General features: G+C 46.8%; 7 protein-coding genes and 1 tRNA gene. 4 read left to right on the top strand and 4 right to left on the bottom strand.

Features of this window, described 5'->3' with window-relative positions:
• Position 1 precedes the first annotated feature (1 nt).
• Positions 2 to 1,492, top strand: coding sequence for an oligosaccharide flippase family protein (locus NW212_RS13035; protein ID WP_258339075.1), 1,491 nt, complete (start codon positions 2 to 4; stop codon positions 1,490 to 1,492).
• Positions 1,493 to 1,516: 24 nt separating this feature from the next.
• Positions 1,517 to 2,872, top strand: a complete 1,356-nt coding sequence (locus tag NW212_RS13030) for a TIGR00341 family protein (RefSeq protein ID WP_258339074.1) — start codon at positions 1,517 to 1,519, stop codon at positions 2,870 to 2,872.
• An 81-nt stretch (positions 2,873 to 2,953) separates the two neighbouring features.
• Here NW212_RS13030 and NW212_RS13025 read toward each other — a convergent pair whose 3' ends face one another.
• Positions 2,954 to 4,828 (bottom strand): DEAD/DEAH box helicase, encoded by a 1,875-nt coding sequence (locus NW212_RS13025; RefSeq protein ID WP_258339073.1) that lies wholly within the window; start codon positions 4,826 to 4,828, stop codon positions 2,954 to 2,956.
• Between the two features lie 588 nt (positions 4,829 to 5,416).
• Here NW212_RS13025 and NW212_RS13020 point away from each other — a divergent pair.
• Positions 5,417 to 7,528, top strand: coding sequence for a glycoside hydrolase family 97 protein (locus tag NW212_RS13020; RefSeq protein ID WP_258339072.1), 2,112 nt, complete (start codon positions 5,417 to 5,419; stop codon positions 7,526 to 7,528).
• Positions 7,529 to 7,615: 87 nt separating this feature from the next.
• On the opposite strand, the gene NW212_RS13015 is transcribed toward NW212_RS13020, so the two are convergent.
• From NW212_RS13015 to NW212_RS13005, 3 genes are read right to left on the bottom strand one after another with little or no spacing between them, the layout of a single operon-like run.
• A complete protein-coding gene (locus tag NW212_RS13015) occupies positions 7,616 to 8,539 on the bottom strand; it encodes a bifunctional riboflavin kinase/FAD synthetase (RefSeq protein WP_258339071.1) in 924 nt (307 codons plus the stop codon).
• 40 nt (positions 8,540 to 8,579) lie between these two features.
• Positions 8,580 to 9,188, bottom strand: a complete 609-nt coding sequence (locus NW212_RS13010; RefSeq protein ID WP_258339070.1) for an HAD family phosphatase — start codon at positions 9,186 to 9,188, stop codon at positions 8,580 to 8,582.
• A 7-nt stretch (positions 9,189 to 9,195) separates the two neighbouring features.
• On the bottom strand, positions 9,196 to 11,841 hold the full coding sequence (locus NW212_RS13005; RefSeq protein WP_258339069.1) for a calcium-translocating P-type ATPase, PMCA-type: 2,646 nt from the start codon (positions 11,839 to 11,841) through the stop codon (positions 9,196 to 9,198).
• Between the two features lie 157 nt (positions 11,842 to 11,998).
• On the opposite strand from NW212_RS13005, the gene NW212_RS13000 reads away from it, so the two are divergent.
• Positions 11,999 to 12,072, top strand: a tRNA-Ile gene (locus NW212_RS13000).
• Positions 12,073 to 12,212: the final 140 nt, after the last annotated feature.

Raw genomic sequence — 12,212 nt, 5'->3', positions numbered from 1 at the left:
TATGGCCGGAATGAAATCATTGGTTAAGGATACTGCCATCTATGGAGTAAGCAGTATTCTGGGGCGATTCTTGAATTACCTGCTTGTCCCTCTGTATACGTCGGTTCTGCCGGCAGCATCGGGAGGGTATGGCGTTGTGTCGAATGTATATGCCTATACGGCACTGATACTGGTGCTGCTGACGTTCGGGATGGAAACCGGATTCTTCCGTTTTGCCAACAAGAGCGATGAGCAGCCGGAAAAGGTCTATGCCAATTCATTGCTGTTTGTCGGCGGATTGTCTTTGCTGTTTGTGACGGTCTGCATGATATTTCTTGGACCCATATCGAGCTTGCTGGAGTATCCGGATCATCCCGATTATGTGGGGATGATGATTGTGGTGGTGGCGCTTGACGCTTTTCAGTGCATTCCGTTCGCTTATTTGCGCTACAGGAAGCGTCCCGTGAAGTTTGCCGCCATCAAGCTGTTCAATATCGTCGGGAATATTCTGCTGAATCTTTTTTTTCTGCTGCTTTGCCCGTGGCTGTACGTCCGTTGTCCGGATGCGGTGTCATGGTTCTATGACCCGGATTATCTGGTAGGCTACATTTTTGTGTCTAATCTGATTATGTCGGGTGTGCAGATGTTCTTCTTTATTCCTGAACTGAGAGGCTTCTCTTACCGGGCGGACAGTGCATTGATGAAGCGGATGGTCAGCTATTCGTTTCCTATCCTGATATTCGGTGTGGTGGGTATTCTGAACCAGACAATCGACAAGATGATTTATCCTTTTCTTTTCGATGACCGCCAGGAAGGGCTGGTGCAGCTCGGCATTTACAGTGCCGCGAGCAAGGTCGCGTTGATTATGGCGGTCTTCACCCAGGCTTTCCGCTATGCTTACGAGCCTTTTGTGTTCGGAAAAAACAAGGAGGGCGACAACCGGATGATGTATGCTTCGGCAATGAAGTATTTCTTCATCTTTTCGCTGCTTGCTTTTCTTGCCGTTATGGGATATATGGATCTGCTGAAATACATGGTGGCCCGTGACTACTGGGAGGGCCTGAGCGTGGTGGCAATTGTGATGGGTGCCGAAATCTTCAAAGGCATCTATTTCAATCTTTCGTTCTGGTATAAGCTGACTGACGAAACGCAGTGGGGAGCCTACTTCTCGCTGATAGGCTGTGCGGTGATATTGGCTCTGAACGTGTGGCTTGTCCCAAGGTTCGGTTATGTCGCTTCGGCCTGGGCTTCTGTAGCCGGGTATGGAATCATCACTTTGCTTTCCTTCCTTATCGGCCAGAAGAAATATCCGGTGGATTATCCGTTGAAGGATATGGCGGCCTATTTGGTTCTGGCGGCAGTGCTTTTTGTCCTTTCAGAAAAAGTGCCGATTGCCAATGTGCCGTTGCGTCTGGCGTTCCATACGTTGCTGATTCTGGTATTTGTTGCCTATATTGTCAGAAAGGATTTGCCTTTGCGCGCGATTCCCTTCATCAACCGTTTCATCAAATAAAACATTAAATCCTATTATACAGTTATGAAATTAGACAGCAAGCGGAACTTTCTGGTCCGTAAATTTCTGAAAGAGTATCTTGATCTGCACCGCAGCAAGGAGGACGAGCAGGTTACCGTTGAGTACATCCGCAATGGAGTTGAGTTTAAGGGAACGAACCTGTGGATTCTGATATTTGCCACGGTTATCGCTTCGTTGGGATTGAATGTAAACTCAACGGCGGTAATCATTGGAGCGATGCTGATTTCTCCGCTCATGGGCCCTACGATGGGAATCGGTCTTTCAATCGGTCTGAACGATTTTGAACTGATGAAGCGGTCGTTGAAGAGCTATGCGGTGACTACCTTGTTCAGTGTGGTTACGGCCACCCTCTATTTTTTGTTCACTCCGCTTGATGAGGTGCAGTCGGAACTGCTTGCCCGTACTTCTCCTTCTATTTATGATGTGTTCATCGCCTTGATGGGCGGTTTGGCAGGGATAGTGGCTCTGGCGACAAAAGAGAAGGGGAATGTGATTCCGGGTGTTGCCATCGCTACGGCATTGATGCCTCCGCTCTGTACGGCGGGTTTCGGTCTGGCTACGGGCAATCTGCTGTATTTCTTGGGTGCTTTCTATCTGTATTTCATCAATTCTGTGTTCATCAGTCTGGCCACTTATATCGGAGTCCGGCTGATGCGTTTCGAACGCAAGCAGTTTGTGGATAAGGAGCGCGAAAGGATTGTCAAACGATATATCGTATGGATTACGATCGCCACGATGTGCCCCGCTGTATACCTTACTTATAATATCGTGCGTGAAACCTTTTATCAGACCTCGGCGAACCGTTTCATCACCCAGGAACTTCAGTTTCCCGATTCGCAGATTCTAAGCCGTGACATTTCTTATGAGAAGCGTGAGATTCGGGTTGTATTGGTTGGAAAGGAGATTCCGGAAAATCAGATCGTTGAGGCTCGCAACCGTTTGGATAAATACAGCCTGGACAATACAAAACTTGTGGTCTTCCAAGGTCTGGGAAACAATAATGCGGTGGACATCAGCAATATCAAGTCGATGGTGATGGAGGATTTCTACCATAACAGCGAGAGGCAGCTTTCGGAACAGCGTGTGGAACTGGACTCGATAAAGCGGGCCTTGGATGCCTTTAGCGGATCCCAGGTGGATTTAAGAATGGGGAAGGAGATGAAAGTGCTTTTCCCGATGGTTAAGACGCTGTCTGTGTCAAAAAGTCTTCAGATGCTTATCGACAGTGCGCGGATGGACACCGTTACGTTTGCGATTGTAGGCTGCACGCATGCGCCTTCGGCTCCGGAAAAACGCAAGATGAACGATTGGCTGAAAGCCCGTACCGGAGCAGACAAAGTGCATTTGATTGTAGAATGAGGCCTGTAAAAAAGAACGTGCCGCGAAATAAATACATTCGCGGCACGTTCTTTTTATTGTATAATCTGTTGAACTTGTAGCTTATTTTTTTCTTTTCTTCTTGCTTGGCTTTTCCCACCAGTCGCCTTCTTCATTGTCTGATCCGCCGTTGAAGAACTGCATCCAGTCGTCTTTTTTCATTTTGTGCTGTGCCGGAGCTTGTTCGGGTTTGGCTTTCCTTGAAGAAGATTCCCTTTTTCCACCTTTTTCTCCGCGGCTGCGTTTCTTTCCGCTGCTGTCGCTGTTCCCGGTGTTTTCACTGGCTACCTCCAACACTACCTTGCGTCCGTTCTTCAACGTAACTTTGTTCAGCGCTTTCAGCAGTACGGAAGCCTGTGACTCGATTACTTCAACGAATGAGAAGTTCTGCATCAGATCAATGCGTCCGATCTGGATGCGTTCGTTCTTTACATTGTGGTTGATCAAGTCAATAATCTGGTTGGCATAGAATCCGTCTGTCTTGCCCACGTTAAGGAAAAGACGTGTATAGCCTTTTTCCGCTTTGCGGCTTCTTTCACCTCGTTCCTTGCGGTCTTTACGTTCTTTCCGGTCTTTGCGGCCTTTTTCTTTTTCTCCTTTTTCTGCTGCGCTGGGCTGATCTATCTCAGGAGCGTTCTTGTAATAGTCCAGGAAACGGTTGAATTCCATAGACACCACGCGCTTGATCAGGTCTTCTTTGCTAAGCCATTCAAACTTGCGGTAAATGCTCGGCAGGAAGGTTTCGATTTCTTCTTCGTTAACTTTAACTTTCTCGATTTCATCGATTACTTTCACAAGCTGCTGTTCGCATATTTCTTGTCCTGTCGGCAGCGGACTTACCTCAAATTTCTTGTTGATGATGCGTTCGATCTGGCGCATCTTTCCTTTTTCTCTCAGGTTGATGATGGCTATTGAGATACCTGTTTTCCCGGCGCGTCCGGTACGTCCGCTTCGGTGGGTATAGCTTTCCGTGTCTTCCGGGAGTCCGTAGTTGATGACATGAGTCAAGTCGTTTACGTCAAGTCCGCGTGCAGCCACATCGGTTGCCACCAGCAGCTGGAGATGGCGTTGGCGGAACTTCTGCATTACAAGGTCACGCTGGGCCTGACTCAGTTCGCCGTGGAGCGAATCGGCATCGTATCCATCTTGAATCAGTTTGTCGGCAATTTCCTGGGTCTCTTTGCGGGTGCGGCAGAAAATGATGCCATAGATTTGCGGATAGTAATCCACAACGCGTTTCAGTGCAAGATATTTGTCCTTTGCATGTACGATATATGCAACGTGATGCACGTTTTTGGTGCTCTCGTTCTTGACTCCGATTGTAATTTCTTTTGCATCATGCAGATAAGTTTTTGCAATCTTTGAGATTTCCGGGCTCATGGTTGCAGAGAACATCAACGTGTTTCTGTCCTGCGGCACATGTTCCAGTATGGCATTGATGCTTTCAGTAAATCCCATGTTCAGCATCTCGTCTGCTTCGTCCATAACCACATCCTTGATGGTTTCAAGCTTGGCAACCTTGCGTTCCATCAAGTCAATCAGACGGCCCGGTGTAGCTACAATGATATGTACGCCTTTTTTCAGGCTGCGTATTTGGCTTTCGATGGATGAACCTCCATATACGGGCAGAATCTTCAAGTCTGTAATGTACTTGGAATAATCGGTCAAATCACCGGCTATCTGCAGGCAAAGTTCGCGAGTAGGGCAGAGTATCAACGCTTGCGGTTCGCGGCGTGTCACATCAGTCTTTTGAATCAGCGGCAGACCAAATGCGGCTGTTTTTCCCGTTCCGGTTTGAGCCAGAGCTACTACATCATTACCGTTTCCCAACAGGTAAGGAATCACTTCTTCTTGTACAGGCATGGGGCTCACATACCCCATTTCTTCAATCGCTTTGCGTATCTCAGGGGAAACGCCAAGTTCTTCAAATGTCTTCATTCGTTTTTTTAATATCAAATTCGGCGCAAAGTTACTGATAATTCTTGATATATCAGATATTTTGTTTGCCGTTTTATCCTTATTTATTAGTATTTTATGTGGCAGTATACCAATAAGTAGGTATTGACGGACTGCTTTCTCCGGAGTAGCTTTGTTCAAATTCTGGAAATATGGTAAAATTGGTGCATAAGACAGCAGTAGCAGGCCGAGGCTGCAGGCTGTGGCTTTCATGGGGAATCGTTGTTTTGCTTGTTGTGACTGCATGGATGCTTGTGGTTTATTTTTCACATGCAGGAAATGGCTGTTCGTGCATATTCTGTAGGTTTTACGGAAATGATGGCGGCAAGATGCTGGTGCGCTGTCTGGCAGTGCTTAGCGGATTGTGGCTGGCCGTTTTATTGTTCTTTTTTCATTTTGTCCGCATTGGCCGAAAACATAAAAAACGATAAATAAGCAGACGTTTGCTGGTCGGGATGTAGTGTAATATGCTTTTGAACTGTTCTATAGATAGAGGCTGTCTTGAAGCTTGCTTTGTTTCGGCTTGAAGAATTGAACAGGCTAATGTTAATCATAAAATCATTTACACAGATGAAACGTTTTGTATCAGTATGTATCTTGTTATGCTTCGCTGTCTGGGGAACCATAAAGGCGCAGGTTTTGACTTCCCCGGATGGTAATGTGTCGTTGGATTTTCGTCTTTTGTCTGACGGAACTCCTGTCTATTCTCTTCAATATAAAGGACGGGAGGTTATTAAAGAGAGCCGAATGGGCTTCCTCGTCAGTCCTGAATTTGTGTTTTGCAAAGACTTTGAGCAAATTGAAGAGCGGACGGGCGAGGCAGATACGGTCTGGCATCCGGTATTGGGGCAATACCGTGATATCCGGGATCATCATAAGGAGCTGTTTGTTGCTTTGCGCCAGAAAGATACCGGCTGGCTGCTGAATATCCGTTTCCGTCTTTTTGATGACGGACTGGGTTTCCGTTATGAATTTCCTGTGCAAGAGGATTTGCGCAACTTTACGTTGAAAGAGGAGGTTACGGAGTTTCGCTTGACCGGTGACCATAAGGCATTCTGGCTTCCGGGTGACTATGATACGAACGAATATCCTACTACAACTTCTCTTTTATCGGAAGTTGCCTTTTTGACAGACAGCGTAAGGCAGGAGCCTTTGGCGGTCAAAAGTTTTACGCCTGATCTGGCTGTGCAGACACCGCTTATGCTGAAATCTGCGGACGGACTGTATATTAATATACACGAGGCGGCGCTAGTTGATTATCCGGCGATGCAATTGAATTTGGATGACAAGTCATTTTGCCTAAGTGCCCATCTTACTCCCGACAAGAACGGAGCCAAAGGATTCATGCAAACCGGCAATGTTACTCCGTGGCGGACAATCGTCGTGAGTGATGATGCACGAGATATTTTGGCATCCAACCTGATTTTGAATCTGAATGAACCCTGCAAACTGGAAGACACTTCCTGGATACATCCCGTTAAATACGTAGGCGTGTGGTGGGAGTATTTTACAGGGCAAGGCTCGACGTGGGCCTATACGAAGAATCAGGACATAGTTATCGGAAAGACCGATTATACCAAAGAAATGCCTAATGGAACACATGCCGCCAATACAGCGCATGTAAAAGAATATATTGACTTCGCATCCCGAAACGGGTTTGATGCCGTGCTGGTAGAGGGATGGAATGAAGGATGGGAAGCGAATTTTGCTTATGTGAAAGAGCATATATACAGTTTTACCCGGCCGTATCCGGATTTTGATGTAAGTGAGCTGCAGCGTTATGCGGCGGAAAAGAAGGTGAAAATCATTATGCACCATGAAACGACTTCATCTGTCTGTGATTATGAGCGGCAGATGGAAGATGCGTTCCGGTTTATGTCTGAACACGGATATGATGCGGTTAAAACAGGATATGTGGGCCCTATTATCCCCCGCAGTGAACATCACGACGGGCAGTGGATGGTAAACCATTATCTGAGGGTTGTCAAGATGGCCGCAAAATATAAAGCGATGGTTAATTCGCATGAGGCTGTACGCCCAACCGGATTATGCCGTACTTATCCGAACTGGATAGCGCAGGAGTCGGCACGCGGTACAGAGTTCGAATCATTTAAAGGCAATCGTCCGGACCATACGACAATCTTGCCTTTTACACGGCTGATGGGTGGCCCGATGGACTATACGCCGGGAATTTTTGAAGGAGATTTGTCGGTTTATGGTTCGAATAAGGCAAAGCTTAGTACAACGCTTGTGAAACAGCTTGCTCTTTATGTAACGATGTACAGTCCGCTCCAGATGGCAGCAGACTTATATACAAATTATGAGAAATATCCGGATGCTTTTCAGTTTATAAAAGATGTAGCGGTTGATTGGGATGATACGTATATTCTGGAAGCGGAGCCCGGTGACTATATAACCATTGCGCGGAAGGCTAAAGGGAAAGATGAATGGTATGTCGGGGGAATCACTGATGAAAACAGCAGGGAAGCTACAATTGATTTGAGCTTTTTGCCCCGGGGAAAGAATTATCGGGCCGTTATTTATGCAGATGGGGAGAAAGCGGACTGGAGGACAACCCCTAAAGATTATGTAATCTTCTCGAAGAAAGTGAATAGCAAGACGGTGCTGAAACAGCGCCTTGCTCCAAGCGGTGGAGTGGCTGTTTCTATCAAGCCAATGTGAGTAGGGAAGGAAGGTTGCTAGCACATGAATATGGATTGACAATGGCCGGAATTGTTGTGAAAGTAGGGTAGTTCCGGCTTTTGTATTTCATCGGGAAGCGAGCAGCCGGGCAATGGCTGCTTTGTCTTTGTTCAATTGTGCAGTCAATGCGTTGATGTCTTCAAACTTCATTTCCGGTCGTATGCGGCTCACAAATTCTATTTTCATTTCTTTGTAATAAATGTCATCGTTGAAGTCTATGAGATGTACCTCGATGCTCATGTCTTTTCCGTTGTTGAGTGTCGGACGGTAGCCGATGTTCAGCATGCCGGGGTATGTGTCATTGCCTATATATGCGTAGACAGCATATACTCCGGTTTCAGGAATCAGCTTTTCTGCGCATGAAGGCTTCAGATTGGCCGTTGGGAATCCCAGCTTGCGCCCAACTTTATATCCGTCGATGACAGTCCCGCTTATATAATAGGAATATCCTAAATATTGGTTAGCCTTTTTAACATCCCCTTTTTTCAGCAGTTCCCGTATCAGGGTAGAGCTGATGCTTTGTCCGTCCTCAGTCAATGCTTTTGCCTGTACGACTTCCATGCCAAGTTCTTTGCCGTATTTGCAATAATTCTCGAATCCTTCGCTCCGGTTGTGTCCGAAGCGATGATCATATCCGATGATCAATGTTTGCACATGATATTCTTCATGGAGCAGCCGCATGAATTCATAGGCTGTCAGTTGGGAAAGTGCTTCTGTGAATGGAAGCATCAGGCAATAGTCGGCACTTGTAAAAGACAGCAGCTCTTCTTTTTGTTTCAGGCAAGATAAAAGCTGGGGCTGATAGTCTGCATGCATAACCTGTCTTGGGTGTACAGGAAATGTAATCAGTGCCGAACATAAACCTTCTCTTTTGGCTGTTTCGGAAACCTGGCGGATCAGATAGCGATGTCCTCGGTGAACTCCGTCAAAGCATCCGATCGTGGCGACGCATGGAGGAAGTTTGTGGTTGGTACTGTCTGTCAGAATCATTTTTCCGTTTGATAATTATCGGTGGTTTAGGATGCTCGGCTCAAAAGAATACTGCACGGAGGTCACCGCCCGGGATATAATGAAAAGTATGGAGGCCGGCTGAAGATGCTGCCTGGCAGTTTGCCTCAGAATCATCGATGAAGAGAGTTTCATCGGCTTTTAGTCCGGCTTCCTTGAGCGCTGCGATGAATATCTGAGGATCCGGTTTGGCCAAATGCATCCGGAAAGACAGAAATATGTGTTTAAAGTAGTCCTCCACTTTGTATCCATTGTAGTTGAAGGCTTTTGCCCCGCAGAGCCAGTGCAGTTCGTTCGTGTTGCTCAGCAGGTATAGGTTATAATGCGAACCAAGTTCCAGCAGCAGTTCTAACTTTTCAGGGGGAATAGACTTTAATTGGGTATTCCATGCTTTGTCGATGTCTTCGTCTGCTACTTCCTTCCCGATGATCCGGCGGATTTCCTGATGGAAGCCGGCGGTATCCAGCGCACCGGATTCGTATGCGCTGAATACTCCCAGCTCGTTTGTGCCCGTGAGCAGTGTCTTGACATCGGCTCCCAGCCGTTCGAAAGCTTGGATGCAACCTTCTGTGTTGAGGTCAATCAGTACGCCTCCCCAGTCAAAGATGATGTTATGAATTTGTGGATTCACGGTGTCTTCAGTTTTTTTTCAGTCGTTTGATACCTCTTGCTATTTCTCCAATCCATAAAACAAATGATGTGCCGCCTATGATATACAGCCATTCGTTCAGCGAAAGCGGTTCGGTTCGGAACACTTTTCCGCCGAAAGTGACGATGATGAACTGTCCGATCAGGATAATCAGCGCAACGCCGAGCATTCCTAAAGCATGGCTTGCATCGCGGAATATCGAGTGGCTTGTTCCGAATACACTTGCATTAAACAGATTCCAGAACTGGAGCATTACGAAGATTGTGAAGAAGATGGTCAAGTAATGAACATCCATTTCTCCATTCGGCAGAACTCCTCCCGGCAGTGTCTTGAAGTAATAGAGAATGCCCATCAGAATGACGAGGAATCCCAGGCCGACGCCGAAAATGTTGTTCCGCATGACAGGGGTGATGATGAAGTCTGTCCGTTTGCGAGGCTTTTCGTTCATAACATCCATGCTTGGCGAGATTGATGCTAAAGCCATGGCCGCAAATGTGTCCATAATCAAGTTTACCCAAAGCATTTGGGTGACAGTCAGCGGGAGTGATGTCCCGAAGAAGGCTCCAAACAGTACGCTCAGCAAGGCTACCACATTGATGGTGAGCTGGAACACGATGAAACGTTGGATGTTCTTGTAGAGCGAACGTCCCCACATGACGGCTGTCGCGATGCTGTTGAACGAATCGTCGAGCAGGGTGATGTCGCTGGCTTCTTTGGCTACTGACGTTCCTGTTCCCATAGACAGGCCTACCTGTGCATGATTCAATGCCGGCGCATCGTTTGTCCCGTCGCCGGTTACGGCAACTACGGCCCCTTTCTTCTGGAGCAGCTGGACCAGACGCTGTTTGTCCATCGGACGGGCACGGCTCATTACTTTCAAGTCGAGTACGCGCTCGAGAGCTTCTTCATCAGTCAGCGCTTCAAATTCTACTCCTGTGATTCGGTTGCGTTCGGTATCTTCCGGTTTCCACAGGCCGATCTGGCGTGCAATCTCTGTCGCTGTTCCCGGAGTGTCACCGGTAACGATCTTGATGCCTATTCCGGCTGACTGGCAGCGTTTGACTGCGTCAGGAACGTCCGGACGGATAGGATCGCTGATGGCAAAAATTCCCAAGAAAGTCATTCCTCCCTGATTAACCAGTTCGGCACAGTCGTTTGACTCATTATTCCCTACATATTTATATGCAAGTCCCAATGTACGCATAGCCTTGTTTTGGTAGGCAAGCAGCTGTTCGTTGTTTTTTGCTATATCTTCTTTGCTAAGGCTGCATTTCCCCATTACGATTTCGGGCGCACCTTTTATATATAATATGCGCTTTCCCTGGATTGGGGAGTCAACTAAGGTTGCCATGTATTTGCGTTCGGTGGAGAATGTCAACTGGTTGACAACTTTTGCGTTTTCACGTAACTTCACATAGTCCTTTCCTTTTCCGTTCAGCCAAAGCAGCAAAGCTACTTCTGTGGGATTTCCTACACCTGACGGCTTTTCCCCTTCGCCTTTTTCCTCAAGGAAGGCCGTAGAGTTGGCGGCAATACCTTCGGCTATCAGGTCCGGGTTGCTTTCGTCAAGTTTGGCTTCGTATACTTGCATCAGGTTTTGTGTCAGTGTGCCGGTCTTGTCTGTGCAGATGACGGTAATGGCACCCATTGTTTCGCAAGCGTGCATTTTACGCACCAGATTGTTTGTTTTCAGCATGCGGCGCATGTTCAAAGCCAGACTCAGTGTAACGCTCATCGGGAGTCCTTCGGGCACGGCTACAACAATCAGTGTAACTGCCATCATGAAATATTTCAGTACGATGCGCGCAATATCCAGCCATTGGTGCCAGTCGCTTACAACATTTGCGTTGAGGTAGGCATAGAGATCTTTTCCTGTAAATATAATAAATGTAAGGGCAGCGATCGTGAATCCTACTTTGCCGATGAGGTTGGCCAGCTTGCTCAACTGGATGTTCAGCGGAGTCTGTTCCTGGCTCTGTTCGGTTGCCTGACGTGCGACTTTGCCGATTTCTGTTGCGTCGCCTACGCGGTTTACCCGCATGATTCCATGCCCGTCCGTTATTGTTGTACCGCGCATGACCGTATTGGAAGGATAAGTCGCTTCTTCATCGAAATGAGCTTCGTCTGTGGTTTTATTTACCATCAGCTCTCCTGTCAGACTAGATTCGTTTACCTGGAGAGAAACCGCCTCTATAAGCGTTCCGTCGGCAGGCACTTCCTCTCCCGTGTTTAGGATAACGATATCTCCCACCACTACATCTTTGCGTGGTATTTCATGGACTTTCCCGTTCCGGATGACCGTTACTGGAGTTTCTTCTCCTACGGCATTCAGCAAGTCAAACTTTTTATTGGCATCATATTCAAAATAGAATCCGATTCCGGTTGCCAGGAAGATGGCAAAAAAGATGCCGATTGTTTCAGCGTATTCGTTTTCAATGATAGAAATGATCAGAGAGAAAACAGCGGCCACAAGCAGCACCCGAATGACAGGGTCCTGAAATTTTTCGAGGTAAAGTTTCCAGATAGAAGGACGTTTGGGGGGAGTCAGCAGATTCACTCCATGCTGTTCGCGGCTTTTGAGAACTTCCTGATCAGTAAGTCCCGTAAGATGCGGTTCGTTAGATTTTGATGACATATATCTGAAAATTAAACATTAGTGGCGCAAATTTACAATATATCTTGAAAGAAGAATGATTAAAATGCTTTTTTTATTATTTTTTTTGCGCAAACTATTGCAGTTTTCAGATGAAAGGCTTACTTTTGCAGCAGTTTTGAAACACATTCAAAATGTCGGACTTGTAGCTCAGTTGGTTAGAGCAACAGACTCATAATCTGGAGGTCCCAGGTTCAAGCCCTGGCTGGTCCACACTAAGAATCAAGCACTTACAAATATTTTGTAGGTGCTTTTTCTTTTATTGGTGACCCTCAGGTGACCTTTTTGAAGCAAAACTTTGTGAAAGTGACCTTTTGAGATTTCATAGAATTGCAGATAATTTTTATGGTTTT

This window comes from Bacteroides sp. ET225 (assembly GCF_024733745.1).
Lineage (GTDB): Bacteria > Bacteroidota > Bacteroidia > Bacteroidales > Bacteroidaceae > Phocaeicola > Phocaeicola excrementipullorum.
Note: the sequence above shows the minus strand (reverse complement) of the source record. Positions and strands in the feature narration are given on the sequence as shown.

Coding starts and splice junctions, on each gene's coding strand:
- NW212_RS13035 (WP_258339075.1), top strand. CDS start 2: ATGGCCGGAATGAAATCATTGGTTAAGGATACTGCCATCTATGGAGTA.
- NW212_RS13030 (WP_258339074.1), top strand. CDS start 1,517: ATGAAATTAGACAGCAAGCGGAACTTTCTGGTCCGTAAATTTCTGAAA.
- NW212_RS13025 (WP_258339073.1), bottom strand. CDS start 4,828: ATGAAGACATTTGAAGAACTTGGCGTTTCCCCTGAGATACGCAAAGCG.
- NW212_RS13020 (WP_258339072.1), top strand. CDS start 5,417: ATGAAACGTTTTGTATCAGTATGTATCTTGTTATGCTTCGCTGTCTGG.
- NW212_RS13015 (WP_258339071.1), bottom strand. CDS start 8,539: ATGATTCTGACAGACAGTACCAACCACAAACTTCCTCCATGCGTCGCC.
- NW212_RS13005 (WP_258339069.1), bottom strand. CDS start 11,841: ATGTCATCAAAATCTAACGAACCGCATCTTACGGGACTTACTGATCAG.